The sequence below is a fragment of the Neisseria animaloris genome (assembly GCF_900637855.1).
GTDB classification, from domain to species: domain Bacteria; phylum Pseudomonadota; class Gammaproteobacteria; order Burkholderiales; family Neisseriaceae; genus Neisseria; species Neisseria animaloris.
In genome coordinates this window covers 812,992-832,712 of the sequence record NZ_LR134440.1, presented here as the reverse complement: position 1 = coordinate 832,712, position 19,721 = coordinate 812,992, and the positions used below count along the sequence as shown (strand labels likewise).

The 19,721-nt window shown below is 48.7% G+C and carries 22 protein-coding genes; 18 read left to right on the top strand and 4 right to left on the bottom strand.

The features are described 5' to 3' along the window. Positions 1-49 precede the first annotated feature (49 nt). A complete protein-coding gene (locus EL216_RS03930; RefSeq protein ID WP_085389487.1) occupies positions 50-739 on the bottom strand; it encodes a S24 family peptidase in 690 nt (229 codons plus the stop codon). 303 nt (positions 740-1,042) lie between these two features. Between EL216_RS03930 and EL216_RS03925 the strand changes: the two genes are divergently transcribed. Continuing rightward, a complete protein-coding gene (locus EL216_RS03925) occupies positions 1,043-1,318 on the top strand; it encodes a hypothetical protein (RefSeq protein WP_085389488.1) in 276 nt (91 codons plus the stop codon). Between the two features lie 114 nt (positions 1,319-1,432). On the opposite strand, the gene argC is transcribed toward EL216_RS03925, so the two are convergent. From argC to EL216_RS03910, 3 genes are all read right to left on the bottom strand, one after another. After that, a complete protein-coding gene (argC, locus tag EL216_RS03920) occupies positions 1,433-2,476 on the bottom strand; it encodes an N-acetyl-gamma-glutamyl-phosphate reductase (protein ID WP_085389489.1) in 1,044 nt (347 codons plus the stop codon). A 130-nt stretch (positions 2,477-2,606) separates the two neighbouring features. Then, on the bottom strand, positions 2,607-3,761 hold the full coding sequence (locus tag EL216_RS03915; protein ID WP_085389490.1) for an NnrS family protein: 1,155 nt from the start codon (positions 3,759-3,761) through the stop codon (positions 2,607-2,609). Between the two features lie 62 nt (positions 3,762-3,823). Then, complete coding sequence (locus EL216_RS03910) at positions 3,824-4,189, bottom strand: hypothetical protein (protein ID WP_085389491.1); 366 nt, start codon at positions 4,187-4,189, stop codon at positions 3,824-3,826. Positions 4,190-4,337: 148 nt separating this feature from the next. Here EL216_RS03910 and EL216_RS03905 point away from each other — a divergent pair, with 148 nt between their 5' ends. From EL216_RS03905 to nhaA, 17 genes are all read left to right on the top strand, one after another. Further along, entirely contained in the window at positions 4,338-4,802 is a 465-nt protein-coding gene (locus tag EL216_RS03905) for an Rrf2 family transcriptional regulator (protein WP_085389492.1), read from the top strand. Positions 4,803-5,077: 275 nt separating this feature from the next. After that, positions 5,078-6,019, top strand: coding sequence for an energy transducer TonB (locus EL216_RS03900; RefSeq protein WP_085389493.1), 942 nt, complete (start codon positions 5,078-5,080; stop codon positions 6,017-6,019). A gap of 61 nt (positions 6,020-6,080) precedes the next feature. Beyond that, positions 6,081-6,212: a hypothetical protein gene (locus tag EL216_RS11400; RefSeq protein ID WP_267894240.1), complete on the top strand. Its 132-nt coding sequence runs from the start codon at positions 6,081-6,083 to the stop codon at positions 6,210-6,212. A gap of 41 nt (positions 6,213-6,253) precedes the next feature. Next, positions 6,254-6,913, top strand: a complete 660-nt coding sequence (locus EL216_RS03895; protein WP_085389494.1) for a MotA/TolQ/ExbB proton channel family protein — start codon at positions 6,254-6,256, stop codon at positions 6,911-6,913. Positions 6,914-6,917: 4 nt separating this feature from the next. Next, the gene (locus EL216_RS03890) at positions 6,918-7,349 is read left to right on the top strand and encodes an ExbD/TolR family protein (RefSeq protein WP_085389495.1); all 432 of its coding nucleotides are present in this window, start codon (positions 6,918-6,920) and stop codon (positions 7,347-7,349) included. A 270-nt stretch (positions 7,350-7,619) separates the two neighbouring features. Beyond that, positions 7,620-9,017, top strand: a complete 1,398-nt coding sequence (uhpT, locus tag EL216_RS03885; protein ID WP_085389496.1) for a hexose-6-phosphate:phosphate antiporter — start codon at positions 7,620-7,622, stop codon at positions 9,015-9,017. Between the two features lie 116 nt (positions 9,018-9,133). Continuing rightward, complete coding sequence (locus tag EL216_RS03880) at positions 9,134-9,841, top strand: phosphoglycolate phosphatase (RefSeq protein ID WP_085389497.1); 708 nt, start codon at positions 9,134-9,136, stop codon at positions 9,839-9,841. Positions 9,842-9,894: 53 nt separating this feature from the next. Further along, positions 9,895-10,341 carry a recombination regulator RecX gene (gene recX, locus EL216_RS03875; protein ID WP_085389498.1) on the top strand — a complete coding sequence of 149 codons (447 nt, stop codon included), beginning with the start codon at positions 9,895-9,897 and terminating at the stop codon, positions 10,339-10,341. A gap of 114 nt (positions 10,342-10,455) precedes the next feature. Continuing rightward, positions 10,456-11,229 (top strand): formate/nitrite transporter family protein, encoded by a 774-nt coding sequence (locus EL216_RS03870; protein WP_085389499.1) that lies wholly within the window; start codon positions 10,456-10,458, stop codon positions 11,227-11,229. Positions 11,230-11,482: 253 nt separating this feature from the next. Next, positions 11,483-11,962 (top strand): 2-C-methyl-D-erythritol 2,4-cyclodiphosphate synthase, encoded by a 480-nt coding sequence (gene ispF, locus EL216_RS03865; protein WP_085389500.1) that lies wholly within the window; start codon positions 11,483-11,485, stop codon positions 11,960-11,962. Positions 11,963-12,047: 85 nt separating this feature from the next. After that, positions 12,048-12,713, top strand: coding sequence for a ribose-5-phosphate isomerase RpiA (gene rpiA, locus EL216_RS03860; protein ID WP_085389501.1), 666 nt, complete (start codon positions 12,048-12,050; stop codon positions 12,711-12,713). Positions 12,714-12,803: 90 nt separating this feature from the next. After that, positions 12,804-13,430 (top strand): thermonuclease family protein, encoded by a 627-nt coding sequence (locus tag EL216_RS03855; protein WP_085389502.1) that lies wholly within the window; start codon positions 12,804-12,806, stop codon positions 13,428-13,430. 55 nt (positions 13,431-13,485) lie between these two features. Continuing rightward, on the top strand, positions 13,486-14,229 hold the full coding sequence (locus tag EL216_RS03850; RefSeq protein ID WP_085389503.1) for a uroporphyrinogen-III synthase: 744 nt from the start codon (positions 13,486-13,488) through the stop codon (positions 14,227-14,229). A gap of 220 nt (positions 14,230-14,449) precedes the next feature. Beyond that, on the top strand, positions 14,450-15,727 hold the full coding sequence (locus tag EL216_RS03845; protein ID WP_232005278.1) for a uroporphyrinogen-III C-methyltransferase: 1,278 nt from the start codon (positions 14,450-14,452) through the stop codon (positions 15,725-15,727). Continuing rightward, entirely contained in the window at positions 15,724-16,929 is a 1,206-nt protein-coding gene (locus EL216_RS03840) for a heme biosynthesis HemY N-terminal domain-containing protein (RefSeq protein ID WP_085389505.1), read from the top strand. Before EL216_RS03845 ends, EL216_RS03840 begins: the two co-directional genes overlap by 4 nt. Before the next feature lie 306 nt (positions 16,930-17,235). Beyond that, complete coding sequence (gene hemE, locus EL216_RS03835; RefSeq protein WP_085389506.1) at positions 17,236-18,297, top strand: uroporphyrinogen decarboxylase; 1,062 nt, start codon at positions 17,236-17,238, stop codon at positions 18,295-18,297. A gap of 151 nt (positions 18,298-18,448) precedes the next feature. Continuing rightward, positions 18,449-19,603, top strand: coding sequence for a Na+/H+ antiporter NhaA (gene nhaA / locus EL216_RS03830; protein ID WP_085389507.1), 1,155 nt, complete (start codon positions 18,449-18,451; stop codon positions 19,601-19,603). Positions 19,604-19,721 lie beyond the last annotated feature (118 nt).

Genomic DNA, 19,721 nt, shown 5'->3' with positions numbered 1-19,721 from the left:
AGTTGAGGTGTAGAAGAAAATTTCAATGGCTAACTGAGTTATATTGTATTTAAATATTGCGGCCAAACCATTCTACTCTGCCGATAATAGCGACATCATCTGTCATTTTGTTTAAATTAATCTCAAAGGTGGGATAGGCTTCGTTTGCAGATATAACATTCACTATTCCTCCAGGCATTAACTGCAAACGTTTGACTAGCAGGTTTTCGTTTAGGCGCAATACATATAGCCCGTCTCGCGGTGTGGTTTCTCCATGGTTTATCAAGATAGAATCGCCGTCATTCAATACTCCTTCCATCGAATCCCCTTTTACCGAGATAACGGACAGGTTTTTAGTGTTGCGGGTAATATAGTTTTCTATCCAGTAGCGGCGGAATGCCATGGTAAATACAGGAGTTTCATCGCCTACCAACTGTCCGTGACCGGCTGCCGCTTGAATATCGTAACGTGGGACGAATATGAATTCGTCGATATCAACCGGATTACCTAAAGTGTCTTGAGCGGTAGTGTTGGAGGGAGTTTGTGCGTCTGGAAACGGTTCGCCTTCGCCTGTAAGCAACCAATCTATGCTACATCCTTTTAGTTGTTTGATTTTTTTTAGAGTTTCGGCTTTCGGTAAGCCGCCTTCATTCCAAATGCGGCTGAAACCTGCGATGGTCATGTCAATGTCGGCTGCGATTTTGGCTTGTTTGGCTTCGTTTTTCCAAAGAAAAACTAATCTGTCTTTAAAGGTATCCATCATTTATTCCTTCTAATCAGGTGTTTTTGTATACATGCCCTGAGATTTTTTATATTTTACTTTATTTTTGATAAGAAAGTAAGAAAAATATGAAAAATAATAAGAAAAAGTATTGAAATTTTAATTTTATATTAGTAATATTCTTTTAAATTTTAATTTTTCTGAATTTTCTTGTTTTTTCTAAGAGTATTTTCACAATTTTGAGTAGGGTTAAATTTTTACTTTATTTTGGGAACTGGATTTATAAATTAAGTAAGTAAAATTTTAGTAATGCATTTGATTTGAATGTATAAGGAGCAAATGATGAAGCATAATAAACGAAATAATTGGGCTTTGGTTGGTATGTTGACGGTGATGTTGGCAGTATTTCCTTTTAGCCGCTCTGAAGCTCAATCTGCGGAAATGCCTTTGTCTGAATTGGGTTGTAATAAGCTGAATGTTCTACAACTGGGCAATATGAATGCCAAGCAGAAATCTTATGCACACCAATGTGATATGGAGGAAGCTGCATCTGCTTGGGAGCGATCGTATGGCGGCTTGGTGAGTGAAGATTTAATTGCCGGTGTTGTGTATGAATAAGGAGAGGCCGTCTGAAAAGGAGTTTCAGACGGCCTAAACAGAATTACATTGCTAATGGATATATTTTAAAGATACGTAAATCCAAATATGGTTATGGTAGAAATTTAAAGTGCTTCAAGGGAGCAGCGGAGTAATTTGCAAACCGGCATCCTCATTAAAGCCAAACATAATATTCATATTTTGAACGGCTTGGCCCGCCGCTCCTTTGACCAGATTATCGATAACTGACAATACAATCCAAATATCGTGTTGGGGAGCTTTTTGAACGCTGATACGGCAAAGATTGGCACCCCGTACGCTGCGTGTTTCTGGTGAACTGCCTTCGGGCATAACATCGACAAAGGGGCTGTTTTGATAGAAATCTGCCAAAATACGATGTGGATCGGTGCCGTCTTGCAAATGCAAGTAAAGGGTGGCATGCATGCCGCGGATCATGGGGGTTAGATGTGGGACGAACACAAAACCCTCGGCAATATTGTGTTGTAGCTGGTTGATGGTTTGCTTGATTTCAGGCAGGTGGCGATGGCCGGATACGCCGTAAGCCTTGAAGTTATCACCGGCTTCGCAAAAGAGAGTGCCGACGTTGCTCTTGCGTCCCGCACCGGAAACACCCGATTTGCAGTCGGCAATCAAAGGCATATTTTCTTTCAGACGGCCTGATTTCAACAAAGGAAGTATGGCAAGGGTAACGCAAGTGGGGTAGCATCCCGGATTGGCTACCAATTTGGCTTGAGCTAAGCTTTCACGGTTCATTTCGCTCAGTCCGTAAACCGCTTCTGCAACTGTTTCGGGGCTGGCGTGGGTCATGCCATACCACTTTTCCCAAGTGGGGATGTCTTGAATACGGTAGTCCGCCGAAAGGTCGATTACACGAATGCCTTTGGCAAGAAAAGCAGACGCTTCTTTCATGGCTACGCCGTTTGGAGTGGCGAAGAAGACAACATCACATTTATCCAAGAGTGCATCGTTTGGCGTTTGGAAAACCAAGTCATAAACGCCGCGTAGACTGGGGAAATAATCGGCAACGGTTATGCCTGCTTCGCTACGGCTGGTAACTGCCGTAACTTCTACATGGGGATGTGCAAACAATAAACGCAATAACTCTACTCCGGTATAACCGGTGGCACCGACAATGCCGACTTTGATGCGGTTTGACATATTGCTTCCTTGTGATTTATGAATGGAGTGATCTGAAAAGCCGAGGTAATAGTTTAAGCGTAAGCAGGCCGTCTGAAAAGGTTCAGACGGCCTGCTTGCTTTCAAGATATATATTTATATTATGGCTTGATTAACCGGGTTTACCATCGGCACGGGGAGTGAGCAACCATGGAAGATAACGCCATGCGTATAGCAGTAATGAAAGCGCGAATAAAGCTGCTGAAAGACGGATGCTGTGCGTATAAGCAGTGCCGCCGGTAAAAGCGGCCAGTATGCGTACAAAAGTCGCGGCAACCATCAACCAGAAAGCCAGCGGCATGGGATTCGGGGCGGGATAAATCGGATGCCCAGTGTGGCCGAGAGCGGTGCGCGCCATCATGCCGACAGTCAATAAACCGATGCCGCCGACACCGATAAGGTGTACACCCAAGCTCAGATATTCCGTCAGCCAATAGGCGATACCCATAACCAATAGCCCGAGTGCGGTAAAAAGATAACCTGCAAACAAAACCCATAACATCGGTTCGCGTAAAACATTTTTATGCCACCAGCGGAACAACTGCACGCAATTGATGGCACCGGCTGCAACAGCGCATAAGGCGGCAAGAGGCAGGGCGGTTTGCAGCATCATCAGAATGGCGGCAAACATCGGCAGAACCAAGGCCGACAGAGCCACCCACAGCGGGCTGGACACTTGCGGAATGCCTAAACGCTTGGCGGTAAAAAACGGCATGATACGCATACCGACTAAGCCGATGAATCCGGCTACCATAATCAAACCGGCCAATAAGCCGTTTAATACTAAGGCCGCCTGAAAAGGATGAAGATAGAGGTGGAAAACGGCATGGGTAAGCCCGAATAAAAATAGTGCTACAACGGCGATATAGTTACGGGAATTGCGGCTTTTGATGACCGGTATGGCCATACATACTGCGGCATACCAAAAAAACAACGTTCCCAAGATGCCGCTGAGTAATACTCCGTGAGGAAAGTACATGGCGGCACGGGCCAGCAGCCAAAGTAATGCCAGTCCGAATAGCGCTCCGCCGCGTGTAGGAGGCTGGCCGGTCCAAGTGGCGACGGCAGTTAACAGAAAACCCACCACAACCGCACCTGAATAACCCCAAATCATCTCATGCGCGTGCCAGTAGAAGGAGGGCAAATCGATTGTGCCTTGATAGCCGAATCCCCACAATAAAACCGATAATGCTCCGAAAAGTGCCGCCAGTATGTAGAACGGGCGGAAAGCCATGGCCCAAACGGGGTGGTTGAATAGCGAGTTCATGGGAGGTTCCTTGGTTGTTTTTAATATTTAAGTGTCGGCAGGCCGTCTGAAAACAATACGGGTCAGTCTAAAAAAGGCTCAATGGCAGGGAACAATTCGCGTTCTTCAAATCGGGCATGTTCGCGCAGTGTTTGTGCAAATGATGTGTTCCAATCTTTATCGTTAAATTGCGGGGCATGGATCATGGCGCGTAGTTGGGTATGCTCGTTTTCAAAACGGCGGCGCAAAGCATCGTTCAACCGAAACCAATGCGGGGCAAACTGAGTTTCTTCGGTTTCAAAATGTTTTAATAAGCCAGGAATGTGGGATTCAATGTCGGCTTGATGATCCGCAGTAGGATCTCTCAAGATACGCAAACATAAAGCAAGAGCGTGATGATGCTCGCGAGAGAGTTCAAGTAGCCTGGGGTGGCGTTTCAATGGTTTCATGGTTTATTTGAGGTTTATTTGCGCTGGCTTGTTTTATAAGTTTCATATATTATGAAAGTTAATTGCTGATAAAGTCAAACAAACAAAAACGATAGCGGCGAAAATGAGCCGGATATAACGGTTTTATTGATTATTTTATAGAGATATTATGTACTTAACTCAACATACGGATTACGGATTACGTGTACTCATTTATACTGCCATCAATGATGACGCACTCGTGAATATAGGCACGATCGCCGATACTTACGGTATATCTAAAAGCCACTTGATGAAGGTAGTAACCGCTTTGGTAAAGGGCGGGTTTTTAGACAGTGTGCGGGGCAAGGGGGGAGGTTTGAAACTCGCTTGCTCGGCCGACCAAATCAATATCGGGGCGGTAGTCCGTCATTTGGAACCGATGCAGATGGTGGAGTGCATGGGATCGGATAACGATTGTTTAATTGCCCCCAATTGCCGTTTGGCAGGCATTATCGGGGGAGGTGTTAAAGCGTTTTTAAACTATCTCGACGGATTTACCTTAGCGGATTTATTAAATAAGCCGACTTATAATTTACTTTACCTTCCTAAAATAGAGATTGTAAACGACTATAGGTTGAGTGCCGTTAGGTAAAGACAGAGGTGCTACATTAAGCATTCGAGGCTGCCGGTCAGATATGGATATTCATGTAAAATGCCGTCTGAAAACATGACTCATAACCGTGTTTTCAGACGGCATTTTGTTACAAAAGTTACTTTAACCGCTTTTACCTGAAAATTTTTCGATAATTTATTTTTTTATTGAACGATATTTTACCTAGTTGATTTATATATTTTTTTAATATCTTATTTGCTGCAGGAACTTTAATATCTTGCAAATCATAATGGTTTGCATTAACATTTCATATTATGAAAAATGAACGTATTTTAACTCCCACCACATTCGCTTTGGTGGCCTTTTTACATATCGGACTAATGTCTCTATTGTGGCGTGCTGCCCCTCCCACGGCGGTCGGTATCGAACATATTGAATTTGTAGATTTGGGAGATTTTGGTGGGGGCGACGGTAAATTGGAGGGAACCGCCGGAGGAGGGGCGGCTCCTGAAGTGGAAAAGCCGCGTCCTAAACCGCAGCCTCAAAAACCCAAAGAACAACCAAAACCTAAAGAGAAGATCAAGCCGGTTATTACCACTAAAGAAAAGGCGGATATCCGTCAGGAAAAGGAAAAGCCGAAACCTAAAGTAAAACCGATAGAAAAGCCGAAACCTATTGAAAAGCCGGTTGAAAAAAAGAAACCGGTGGAAAAACCCGTTGAAAAGCCGGTTGAGAAACCGGCCGAAAAAGTTGCAGACAAACCAGCAGATAAACCTGCGGGCGGGGAAGATAAGAAAATTACCGCCCCGGGAGGTACTGGTGACGGCAGCAGTGAAGGGAAAGGCGGCGGCAAAGGCTCAGGAAAAGGCAGTGGTGTTGCCGGAGATGGTGAAGGTCGCGGCGTAGGTAGCGGCACCGGCAGCGGTGATAAAACCGGTAGCGGTCGCGGTAATGGAGGCGGCGGAGGTGACGGCAGCGGCAGAGGAGGTAGCGCGTCTAATCCTGTTAAAGCAACCGGTAGGATTCCCAGGCCGCCCTATCCTCCGCTATCCCTTGAAAATGGAGAAGAAGGTACGGTTGTTTTACATGTATTGGTTGCTCCCGGCGGAAAAGTGGCAAGCGTGAAGATAGCCCGTTCAAGCGGTAAGTCCCGATTGGATAGAGCAGCCCAAAAAGCAGCGCAAACGGGTAGTTTCAGTGTGGATAAGTGGACGGAATTCACTGTTCCGGTGAAATTCTCCCTTGATGATGCCTAATTTTAAACCTAACGGCGGAATCACTTTTGATTTCTCTCAGCAAAGATAAAAAGATAACTTTATGATGATGCCTACCTTTTCCGGCTTTTATTTCTGGCTTTCAGGCGGCCTGCTTACGGTATTTGTGCTTACTTATCTGCTGTTCGGATTAATAAAGGCATTGGTTTTGGTTACTGCACAAAAAGAGTTTTAAGTAACTTAAGTAACATTTATTTGATATTTTAGGAAGAAGTTATGAATTTAGGATTGGTTTTTGAATCAGGCGATTATGTGCTGATTGGTGTGTTTTTGACATTGGTACTGATGAGTATTGTTACTTGGACGGTAATCGTTGTCCGTGCAGTCAAACTAAGCAAGGCCAAAAAAGGCAACCGCACCGTGAAACCGATGATTTGGGATGCCAAGTCGCTGGATGAAGCTGTACAGAAAGCAAAAAAAGTGGATTCCCCGATGAGCGATTTGACGTTGGAAGCCGTGCGGGCACATCAAAACTACAATAGGCACAAAGATACTCAGATTGCCGCTGCGGTACCGTTAAACGAATATCTGGTGCGCCAAATCCGCAACAGCATGAGCCAAATTCTACGCAGATTCGATGGCGGTTTGACCGCATTGGCTTCAATCGGTGCCACGGCTCCTTTTATCGGCCTTTTCGGTACAGTGTGGGGGATTTACCATGCATTAATCAACATCAGCCAAAGCGGGCAGATGAGTATTGCAGCCGTGGCCGGTCCGATTGGTGAAGCATTGGTGGCGACGGCAGCCGGTTTGTTTGTGGCGATTCCCGCTGTGTTGGCATACAACTTCTTGGTACGCGGCAATAAAACCCTGGCGCAGGATATGGACGCTTTTGCCCATGATTTCCATGTGCAGCTGTTGAACAACAAGGATTAAGATTATGGCATTCGGTTCTATGAACTCAGGCGAAGATTCGCCGATGGCCGAGATCAACGTTACGCCTTTAGTGGACGTGATGTTGGTGTTGTTGATTGTATTTATGATTACCATGCCGGTGCTGACGCATTCGATTCCCCTGCAACTGCCAACCGCTTCGGAAACCGCTAAGCAGGAAACGCAACCGAAAGAACCGTTACGCCTGACAATTGATGCGGATGGTGCTTATTATTTAGGAGCGGAATCAACTGAAAAACGCAGCCTGGAAGAATTGACGGCACAACTGAAGCAGGCCAAGGCTGATAATACGGATACTATTGTTGCTATCGCTGCAGATAAAAGCGTGGAATACGATTTTGTGAATAAAGCATTGGGGGCTGCCCGCGAAGCCGGTATCAGTAAGATAGGCTTCATCACAGAAACCCGTACAAAATAAAAATATAGGTTGATTTAAGGTAAAAAGGCCGTCTGAAAGTAGTATCCAGACGGCCTTTTTACCGTATGTCGAATAGGTTGAGTAAGATTCACATTGGATAGTTAATTAATTAACTATCCAATGTGGAAATTTTAAACGGAGATTATGAGATTTACGTTAAATATATAAAAATAATATTAATTTTTTTGACATAAAACAGAAAATTTAAGACAAGAATATTTTAATGAAGAGTAATATTATTACCACCCTACAAATTAAAGGAGTCTAGCCATGTCAAGATTTTTGGCCATCAATAAAATTCCCAACAAGGGTATTCCTATTGCCGAGCAGCGCAGGATGTGGCTCCGGCAATTTTTAAAAGCTTTTTTGGTAGTGTTTGTTACCTACATGTGCATGTATTTGATTCGTAACAACTTCAAAGCTGCACAGCCGATGATGAAAGAACAACTGGGGCTGACCACGCTTCAGCTCGGTTATATCGGTTTGGCTTTCAGTATTACTTACGGTTTGGGCAAAACGGCTGTCGGTTATTACATCAGCGATAAAAATACCAAAAAATCTATTTCAGTGATGTTGGTGTGTTCTTCCATTGTTGTACTGGCAATGGGCCTTTTAATGAGTTTTTATGGTTCCGTAATCGGTATTTTCATTGTTTTATGGGGATTAAACGGTATTTTTCAGGCGGCCGGCGGGCCGGCGGCTTATTCTACCATTTCCCGTTGGGCTCCGCGTAAGGAGCGCGGCCGGTACCTCGGTTTCTGGAATATGTCGCATAACGTCGGCGGGGCCGTAGCCGGCATATTGGCATTATGGGGTGCTAATGTTTTCTTCGGCGGTAATGTTTACGGTATGTTCATTTTCCCTGCGGTAATCGCTTTGGTGATTGGTATTGCCAGTTTTTTCATCGGCAAAGACGACCCCGAAGAGCTGGGTTGGAACCGTTGCGAAGAAATTTTCGGCGAACCGGTGGAATCGGAAAATACCAAAGCCGATGAAATGCCGATGTGGCAGGCTTTCAAACAGTTTGTATTGCGTAATCCGTGGATTTGGATGCTGTGTATTGCCAATGTGTTCGTTTATATCGTGCGTATCGGTATCGACAATTGGGCGCCGCTTTATGTAACCGAGGTGCTCGGATTCGGCAAACTTGATGCGGTCAATACGATTTTCTATTTTGAAGTAGGTGCGATTCTTGCCAGCTTGAGCTGGGGTTATGTTTCCGACCTGCTAAACGGCCGCCGTGCCGCTGTTGCGGTGGGTTGTATGATTGCTATTATCTTTGCGGTAATGATGTATCGCAATGCAACCAGCGTGCTGATGGTGAACATTTCACTTTTCTTGCTTGGCGCATTGATTTTCGGCCCGCAGTTGCTGATCGGTATTTCTTTGGTAGGGTTCGTACCTAAAAAAGGTATCAGTGTCGCTAACGGTATGACCGGTACGTTCGGCTATCTTTTCGGCGATTCGATTGCCAAAGTCGGTTTGGCTGCTATTGCCGATCCGAAAAGCGGCGGCCTGACTTTGTTTGGCCATACCTTGCACGGCTGGTCTGATGTATTTATTGTGTTTTATCTTGCCTTGTTTGCCGGTATCGTATTGCTGATTATCGTGGCTTACGGTGAAGAAAAACGTATCCGCGTGATTAACGAAGTATTGGACAAGCATTAACCTCCTTGATATGGAATGTTTCGACTGAAGGCCGTCTGAAAGCTTTTCAGACGGCTTTTCCTCTTGAGGGATGCTACAATAGCTACTTTTAAAAATACTTCCGCATAAGAATCTTTATGACTACCATCGAACACGTTCAAGCCGTTGCGTTCGACCTTGACGGCACCCTTTGCGATTCCATTCCCGATTTGGCCGCTGCCGCCAATGCCACCCGCGAGCATCTCGGCTTGGAGCCGCTTCCCGGCAAAACAGTAGAAAGCTACGTGGGCGACGGCATTGCCAAACTGGTTCACCGCGTGCTTACCGATACCCGCGAAGAGCAGGCCGAGCAAAGTTTGTGGGAACAGGCTTTTACCTTTTTCATCCGCCACTACCGCGAACATTTGAGCGACCTTACCCGCCCGTATCCCGAAACCGAAGCAGGATTGGGGCTGTTGAAAACGTTGGGCATTCCGCTGGTGGTGATTACCAACAAAAACGAAGTGTTGGCAGTGGAGCTGCTGCAACAGCTCGGCCTTGCCGACTACTTCAGCCTGATACTCGGCGGCGACAGCCTGCCGGAAAAGAAACCCAGCCCGATGCCCTTGCTGCACGCCGCCGAAGTGCTGAATATCGACCCCGCCAATATGATTATGGTGGGCGATTCCAAAAACGATATTCTCGCAGCCAAAGCGGCCGGTTGCTTGAGCGTGGGCGTAACTTTCGGTTACGGCGACATGACCATGCTGGCACAGGAAGCGGACACCAAACCCGACTGGATTATCGGAGCCTTGCCCGAAATTTATGAAAATCTGCAACCGCAGAAAGATAAAGACCAAGAATAACCCCATCGCTTGTAAGGCCGTCTGAAAAGTTTTCAGACGGCCTCTTTTAAAAAATGAAACCGCAAAAATCCCTACGTACCCGCGCCTTAGATATTCTCGCCCGCCAAGAAATCAGCCGTGCCGAATTCAAGCGCAAGCTCGCGCCTTATGCCGAAAGCGAAGAAGAGTTGGATAAACTGCTGGCGGAGTTTGCCGAACGCAACTGGCAGTCTGACGAGCGTTTTGCCGAAGCCTATATTCACAGCAAAAGCAGAATGCATGGCAGGCTGCGTTTGAAACAGGCGTTGGCGGCGAAAGGCGTGGCCGAAGAAACCGCCCGCGAATTTCTGCCCAATCGCGACAGCGAACTGCAAACCGCCGTTGCCGTGTTGCGTAAAAAGTTCAAACGGCCCGGCCCGGATTTAAAAGAAACCCAGCGGCAGATGCGTTTTCTGGCTTACCGCGGCTTTGATATGGACATTATCCGGGCGGCTTTGAAAAGCGATTGGGAAGAAGGCTGAACGGTTTGGTAAAAATCAATGTAGTTTCCTTACAAACAAGTGAGCTATATCAAGAGGCCGTCTGAAAAAATAATTACAATACCGCTGTTAAAAAGATTTTACGGACAGTAGAACATGAGCGATTTATATCCGGATCAGATTTTGCAGGCGACGATTGAAAAAGGGAAAGCCAAAGCCGCCGGCAGTACGCTTTCATTGAGCCTTTTGGGTTTTCTCGGCGGGGCGTTTATTTCATTGGGTTATCTTGCCTATATCCGCGTGGTCGGCGGCATGCCGCACGAATGGGGCAGCTTGGCCGTGTTGCTCGGCGCAGCGGTGTTCCCAATCGGGTTGGTTTGTATTTTGATCGGCGGAGGCGAATTGATTACCGGCAACATGATGGTGGTGCCGGTGGCATGGCTGGCGAAAAAGATTTCGCTGGCGGCTTGGGGGCGGAATTGGTTGATCGTAACGCTGGCCAACGTCGTCGGAGCCTTTTTCGTGGCGTGGTTTTTCGGGCATTACGTCGGCCTCACCGAAGGCGAAGTGCTGCATAAAACCATTGCCGTGGCGCAAGGCAAAGTGAGTGCCGGTTTCGGACGGGCCTTCGTATCGGGTATCGGCTGCAACTGGATGGTGTGTATGGGCGTGTGGCTGTGCTACGGGGCACATTCGATTTCTGGCAAAGTATTGGGCATTTGGTTTCCGATTATGATTTTCGTGCTCATCGGCTTCCAGCACGTCGTGGCTAATATGTTTGTGATTCCCGCCGCCATCTGGGCGGGTGCGGACATCACTTGGATGCAGTTTTGGGAGAACATGGTTTCGGTGTATCTGGGCAATGCCGTCGGCGGCGCGGTGTTTGTGGGTGCGATGTATTTATATGCTTATCGGGACAAACTGAAATAATTTCCGGCAGCGGTGCCGTTAAGCGGATAGAGGCCGTCTGAAAATGTTTGAATGTTTTCAGACGGCCTAATCTGTATAATAAGGCCGCCTGAAACATACGACGGCTGTGAAACTTAATGTTTTATACCGAATTGCCGCGTTCCGATGCGGCGGGAAACGCCCGGCAGGCTGCTAAAGCGGCGGCAAAACCGGTTTGCGGCAGGCTTGGATGAAACATTAACTTTCACAGTTATCACACCATATAGGAAACGATATGAATATCCGTGTCGGACAAGGCTACGATGTCCATCAGTTGGTTGAAAATCGGCCGCTTATTCTCGGCGGCGTAACGATTCCGTTTGAAAAAGGGTTGCTCGGACATTCCGATGCCGACGCACTTTTGCATGCCGTTACCGATGCGTTGCTCGGTGCGGCGGGTTTGGGCGATATCGGCAGCCATTTTCCCGATACCGCCGCCGAATTCAAAGATGCCGACAGCCGCGTATTGCTGCGCGCCGCTTATCGCAGCGTAAAAGAGCAGGGTTGGGAAGTGGTGAATGTGGACAGCACCATTATCGCCCAGAAGCCGAAGCTCGCTCCGCATATTCCGGCCATGTGTGCCAATATCGCGGCGGATTTGGGCTTGCCCGAAACCGCCGTCAACATCAAAGGCAAAACCAATGAAAAGCTCGGCTATTTGGGGCGGCAGGAAGGCATTGAAGCGCAAGCGGCGGTGTTGCTGCGGGCGGTTTGAAAAAGTGGCTCGGGATACTGCGCGGTCAGTCGAAAACTGTTAACATACGAACCGCTTAACCTTTTTATGTAGAGAGAGGAAAATCATGGCATCACAAGACGAACTGAAACGTATGGCGGCCGAAAAAGCCGTCGAATTCGTGCCGGAAGGTGAGTATATCGGCATCGGCACCGGTTCTACCGTTAATTTTTTCATTGAAGCGCTGGCAAAAAGCGGCAAAAAAATCAAAGGAGCGGTTTCTACATCAAAAGGCACTTCCGAGCTGCTGGCCCGTTTTGAAATCCCCGAAGTACAGATGAACGAAGTATCCCATCTGGCCGTGTATGTCGACGGAGCCGACGAGGTCAACCATTCGCTGCAAATGATCAAAGGAGGAGGCGGTGCGCATCTGAGTGAAAAAATTGTAGCCAGCATTGCGGACAAGTTCGTATGCATTGCCGATGAAAGCAAATACGTTTCCCGTTTGGGCAAATTCCCGCTGCCGGTGGAAGTGATTCCAATGGCGCGTTCGATGGTATCGCGCAAACTGGTGGCTTTGGGCGGCCAGCCCGAGTTGCGCATGGGCTTTATCACGTTTAACGGCCATCAAATCGTTGACGTACACGATTTGGAAATCAACCTGCCGGTAACGCTGGAAGACGAAATCAACAAAATTCCCGGAGTGGTGGAAAACGGCCTGTTCGGGCACAATGCCGCCGACGTGCTGGTGTTGGGTACGCAAAACGGCGTGCAAGTCATCAAGCCCAACTGATACGGTAGGGCGAAAGGCCGTCTGAAACTTTTCAGACGGCCTTATTCGTTGCGGTGGTTTTATGGCCGGCAGCCTCATTCGGTTTCAAATATGAAAATACCTTCTTTATATACGCTTATAGTTGCCATGCTGTTCGTTTCAGTTGCCGATGTGCAGGCAGAAGGCGTTCCCCAATGGTGGCGTAAAAGTGCCGAAACGGCGCGGCGACTGCACTCGTTTTGGGTACAGAGCAACGCCGTACAAAACTATTCCGGCCGCGTAATCGCCGTATCCGACGGAGACACGGTGCGTGTAGTTGATAGCAACGGTAATAAACATAAAATACGTTTGGCCTATATTGATGCGCCGGAATTGCAGCAGGCACACGGTACGGCTTCCAGAGATGCGTTACGCGAGACCCTGCAAGGCAAAAATGTGGAAGTAACAGTGTTTGAAACCGACCAATATAAACGTGAAGTCGCCCAAGTGTACCTGAACGGGCAGGACGTGAACCTTGCCCAATTACAGCAAGGTCATGCGTGGCATTATGTGTCGATTGCCAAGCGCAAACAGAATGCTTTTGATTATGCAGCCTATGCTTATGCCGAAGCTAATGCCCGGCAGGATAGCAGAGGATTGTGGAGGAACAGGAACCCCCAAGCTCCTTGGGATTACCGCAAAGCGCAACGGCAGACACAAAAGCCGCTGCAAAACGATGCGTTGTGGCAGCTGTGGTAAGGTATCGTGCCGAATATTGCGAATAATTTATTTTAAACAGAGGCCGTCTGAAAACATGCCAGCCATTTTGATTATCCGCCCCCAATCCCAAACCGCCGCCGATATCCTCACGTGCACGGCGGCAGGTTGGGATGCCGTACCGTTCGGCCCGATACGCATCGAGCCGGACGAGGCAGCCTTAAAAAAACTCAACCGGCAGTTTCAGACGGCCTCAGCCGTATTCTGGGTCAGCCCCACGGCGGTGGAAACTGCCGCGCCGCATATTGATTTTTCAGACGGCCTCGTCCGCCAGATTACCGTAGGGCAGGGCAGCCGCAAGGCATTGTCGGCATTCTGCCCGCACGAAATCATTTGCCCGCAGGAAGGTAACGACAGCGAAGCCGTATTGGGTTTGGATATTTGGAACAGCCTGCCCCGAGGGGCAAAAGTGCTGATTGTACGCGGACACGGCGGGCGGGATTTTCTGGTGCAGAATTTGAAACGGCGCGGCTTTGAGGCGGAAACGGCCGAAGTTTATTTCAGACGGCCTCAAGCACTTGATTGGACTATATTTAAGCGGATACAACCCGTTGCCGCCTACATTACTTCCGCCGAGATGGCGGGTGCTTTGTTTGCGCAAGTGCCGCCTGAATTGGCGCAACCATTAAGAACCTTGTTATACTTCACGCATCATCCTCGCATAGCCGATGCCTTGCATGCCGCAGGGGCGGTGCGCACCGAAGTGGTTGCGCGTTTGGATGTACAGACTTTAAAACAAGCCTTGCACGGAGTTCAGAATGAACAGCCAAGACGAAAATAAACCCGAAGATTCGCAGACCGGAAACGGTCAGGAAACCGAAAGGCGAATGCTGGTGGTGGCAAAAGACGGTACGGTTACGCCGCCATCTTCCGTCCGGTCATCTGAAAACAGTAAACCCGATGCGGCCGCAGTCGAGCCGGAAACAGAAATATTGTCTGAAAAATCGAAAACCGGTTTTTCGGCCGCTGCTCCGAATAACCCCGAACCCGCAGGAAATCTTATGTCTGACTCAAAAAACAACCAACCCCTTGTTACACCCGTAGTGATCAAGCAATCGTCGGGCAGAAGCGTGGCAGTCGTTGCGCTGGCCTTATCCCTGTTGGCTTTGGGAGCCAGCGGGTTTTTGTTCGTACAGGGGCAAAACCTGTTGAAAACGCAGGAAATAGACTTCAATCAAAAAATTGAAAAAGCTGCTTTGGGCGAATCGCAGAATGCCAGAATGCTTCAAGATTCTATGCGCAAACAGAATGAAATTCAGGCTGCAATGGTTCAGTTGGCCGCCATGCAGAAAAGAAACGGCGAAAAAGCGGCGGCCGCCGAACGTGCTTTCCAAGAGTTAAGTAAAGGCCGGGCCGATTGGCTGGTGGATGAAACCGAGGTGATGCTGAATCTGGCTTCGCAACAATTACTGCTTTCAGGCAATGTGCCTGCCGCCATCGGAGTGTTGGAAAACATCGAAAGCCGCATGAGCCGTTTCGACCATCCCGAATTGCTTCCGGTAAAACAAGCCGTTGCAAGCGATCTGACGGCATTGCGTAACCGCCCCTATGTGGATATTTCGGGCGTGTCGTTGCGTCTCGACCGTTTGGAAACCGCCGTTGCCGGCCTTCCGTTGATGGTTGACGGAGCATTGAAACCCGGCCAAACCGCCCCTCAGGTTGTGGACGTAAGCAATTTGCCGTGGTGGGAGGCCGCATGGCAAAAAACGCTAACGGCTTTGAGAGGAATGGTGGAAGTGCGCCGTTTAAACAGCAACGACTCTATGCTGATGGCCCCCGAACAAGTATATTTCGTGCGTGAAAATCTGCGTTTGCGGCTACTGGACGCACGTGCTGCTTTGATGCAGTACAACGGCGAGGTCTATCAAAGTGATTTGAACAATGCGGAAGCGGCTGTAAAACAATATTTCGACGTTCGTTCTCCAGCCACCCAATCTTGGTTGAAAGAATTGGCCGAATTGAAAACGGCTGATTTGCGTATGGTTACTGATGACGTATTGAAAAACAGTTTGAATGCAGTGCGTAATTATCAAAATTCGGTGCGTCCGAGCCGTCCGACATTGTTATCTGAAACGACGGCTCCTGCCGCCGCAAGCGAAGCCGCTTCCGAGCCGTCTGCCGCATCAGCCCCGGAAATACCTGCTGTTCCGGTCGTACCTGTCGTACCGAAAGCAGCGGAGCCTCGACAGCAACAGCCGCAACCTGCCAAACCGGCCGTGCCGTCTGAAAACAAACCGGCTTCTGCACCGGTAGAGGAAGTGAAAGGGGCGCGGGTATGAGAGGCTTGATCTGGATTATTGTCCTATTTGCCGTAGCGGTAGGCTTGGCGATTGCGGCAGGTTCATACAGCGGTAATGTGTATGTGGTGGTGGAGCAAACCATGCTGCGCATCAATCTGCATGCTTTTATTCTCGGCTTGATTGCCCTTGTGGTGGTGCTTTACCTGCTGGTGCGCCTGATTGCCGGCATTCTTAATGTGCCCGGGCGTATGCAGCGTTTCGGTGTGGCGCGCAAAGGCCGTCAGGCTGCTACTGCTTTGAACAATGCCGGATTGGCGTTCTTTGAAGGCAAGTTTCAAAAAGCCGAGCAGGAAGCGGCTAAGGTATTGGCCAATAAAGAAGCGGGCGACAACCGCACATTGGCTTTGATGCTTGGCGCACATGCCGCCGACCAGATGGACGATACCGCTCTGCGCGACCGTTATTTGCAGGACATCGAAAGTCTGCCTGCCAAACAGCAGCTTTCACGTTATCTGTTGCTGGCGGAATCGGCATTGACCCGCCGCGATTATCCGGCTGCCGAAAACCACTTGGCGGCTGCGGCACAAATCAACCCGAGCCTGACCCGGTTGGTGCGTTTGCAGTTGCGCTATGCTTTCGATAAAGGCAACGCACTGGAAGTATTGGATAAGGCCGACAAATTAGTTAAAGCGGGGGCAATCAGCGATTATGAAGCCGAACAATATCAAAACTGGGCATACCACCGCCTGCTGGCATTGGCTTCCGATCATAACGGTTTGAAAGTTTGCCTCAAGCGTATTCCCGAGCATTTGAAAACCGGCGAATTGTGTATTGCCATCGCCGAGAAATATGAGCGTTTGGGCTTGTACGGCCATGCGGTGAAATGGGTGGAGAAATATTATCCGCATACCCAGCAGGCCGAGTTGCTGGAAACTTTCGTTCAGAGCGTGCGTTTTTTGAACGACAAAGAACAGCGCAAAGCCATCGACCTTGCCGACGGCTGGTTGCAGGCGCATCCGAATAATGCCAAATTGCTGATGTATCTGGGCGAACTGGCTTACGGCAAGCAGCTTTGGGGCAAGGCGCAGACGTATCTGGAAGCCAGCCTCGCCATCGACCCGAGCATGCCGGCGCGTTTGGCTTTGGCTAAAGTGTTTGACGAAACCGAGCAGCCCGAAAAGGCGGAGCAGCAGCGCAAACTGGCTTTGGAGAGTGTGTCTGCCGATGATGAATCCCTATAACAGATAAGCCGCCATACCAAAAGAGGCCGTCTGAAAAACCGGATAAATGTTTTCAGACGGCCTTTCGATACTTTGAAATTTTAACACCCCGATCACGCGTGCAAAGATTTATAGCGAATCAACTTAACTTGCTGCGGCATTGCTGCGCCTTAGTTTAAAGAGAACGGTTTTGTAAGCCGGCGAAGCGATAGCAGAATCGGTTCCGCACTATTGGTGCTGCCTACGGCTTGCCGCCTTGTGTCAAAAATCAGTTTGTTTGCTATAACACAGGCAGGCGTTTTCAATATTTTTCGACGAAAGCCCGATATGACCACATTGAAAAACGATACTTTCTTACGCGCTTTGTTAAAACAACCGGTTGAATACACACCGATTTGGATGATGCGTCAGGCAGGCCGCTATCTGCCCGAATACAAAGCCACCCGCGCCCGGGCAGGCAGTTTTCTGGATTTGTGCAAAAACACCGAATTGGCCACCGAAGTAACCATTCAACCGCTGGAACGCTTTGATTTGGACGCGGCGATTCTGTTTTCCGACATCTTAACCGTGCCCGATGCCATGGGTTTGGGTTTGTATTTTGCCGAAGGCGAAGGCCCCAAATTCGAGCGCGCTTTGCAGCATGAGGCCGACATTGCCAAACTGGAAGTGCCTGATATGGGCAAGCTGCAATATGTATTTGATGCCGTTGCTTCCATCCGCAAAGCCTTAAACGGCCACGTGCCTTTAATCGGCTTTTCCGGCAGCCCGTTCACGCTGGCCTGCTATATGGTGGAAGGCGGCAGCAGTAAAGAATTCCGCATCATCAAAACCATGATGTATTCGCGCCCCGACTTGCTGCACAAGATTTTGGATGTCAACGCCCAAGCCGTAACCGCTTATTTGAATGCCCAAATCGATGCGGGTGCGCAGGCGGTGCAGATTTTCGATACATGGGGCGGCGTGTTGAGCGATGCGGCGTTTGAAGCCTTCAGCCTGCACTACATGAAGCAGATTGTCGGCGGTTTGAAACGCCAAAGCGAAGGCCGCCGCGTGCCGGTGATTGTGTTTACCAAAGGCGGCGGTTTGTGGCTGGAAAAAATGGCCGACACCGGTGCCGATGCCCTCGGTTTGGATTGGACATGCAACATCGGCGAAGCCCGCAAGCGCGTAGGCGGTAAAGTGGCCTTGCAAGGCAATTTCGACCCCTTCGCACTATTCGGCACGCCCGACAGCATCCGCGAAGAAACCGCCCGTATTTTGGCGGCCTACGGCCACGGCAGCGGCCATGTGTTCAATCTCGGCCACGGCATCAACCAACATGCCGACCCCGAACACTCCAAGTTGCTGGTGGATACGGTGCATGAATTGTCTCGACAGTATCACCGTTAATCTGTATTTTAATGATACAGAGGCCGTCTGAAAAAACATTTTCAGACGGCCTCTGAGAGAAAACCCACTGCGGAGTTATTGGTTACAGCAGTGGGTTTGTGTTCGGTAATCAATTTAATAAATCAAAGACTTTTAAAAGAAAGGAAGGTCAGTGAGGGATAAGTTAGCTCATTTTTTCAGTTCCGAGCCTGCGGCGGGTATCGTGTTGATGATAGCGGCGATGCTTGGTATTGTGGCAGCGAATTCTCCGGTATCGGAACATTATTTCAGCATGCTTGGAAGCTATGTTGCCGGTTTGAGTGTTTCACATTGGATTAATGATGGCTTAATGGCGGTGTTTTTCCTGTTTGTGGGGTTGGAAGTCAAACGGGAATTGTTGCAGGGTGAATTGGACACCAACGCCAAGCGGATATTGCCCGGGTTGGCCGCTTTAGGCGGGTTGATGATGCCTGCCTTGTTTTATGTTTTGTTTAACAGCGGTAATCCCGAAACATTGAAAGGTTGGGCTGTGCCGGCCGCCACTGATATTGCTTTCGCATTGGGTGTGCTGGCGTTGTTGGGCAGCCGTGTTCCGGTTTCTCTGAAAATATTTCTGACGGCTTTGGCGATTATGGACGACTTGGCCGTTATTGTGATTATTGCCTTGTTTTACAGCAGCAGCATCAGTTTCATTTATCTGGCGTTGGCTGCTGCAACTCTGGCCGTACTGTTTTTCTTGAATAAAAAAGGCATATTGAAAAGCCTTCCGTATTTGTTGTTGGGCGTGCTGCTGTGGTTTTTCGTTTTGAAATCCGGCCTTCATGCCACACTTGCAGGTGTGTTGCTGGCTTTTGCCATTCCTCTGCGGGTTCAGGATTCTGTTCAGGAAGCACCGTTGCTCAAGTGGGAGCATGCTTTGGAAAATCCGGTTGCTTTCTTTGTCGTGCCGGTTTTCGGTTTTGCCAATGCCGGCGTATCTTTTGCAGGATTGGACGGTTCGGTGCTGTTCGATCCCGTGGTTATGGGTATTTTTGCCGGATTGTTTTTGGGTAAGCAGTTGGGTGTTTTCGGCGTGGTTTGGGTAACGGTCAAACTAGGCTGGACCGAACTGCCTGAGGGCGCAAGCTGGTTGCAGGTGTATGGTGTGGCGCTGCTATGCGGTATCGGTTTTACCATGAGCCTGTTTATCAGCCTATTGGCGTTTGTTGACCCCGCCATACAGGATTACAGCAAAGTGGGTGTATTTTTAGGTTCTCTGTTTGCAGGTGTTTTGGGTTATCTCGTGTTGAAATTCGCACCGTTTGAGAGAATTAAAATTAAGTATTAAACGATGTTGTGAGGCCGTCTGAAAACTTTTCAGACGGCCTTTTTCATAGTCGGGTCGATTGCCCGCCACCGTTTAAAACCAAAAAGGAACTTTCAGACGGCCTTTTATACCTTAATGA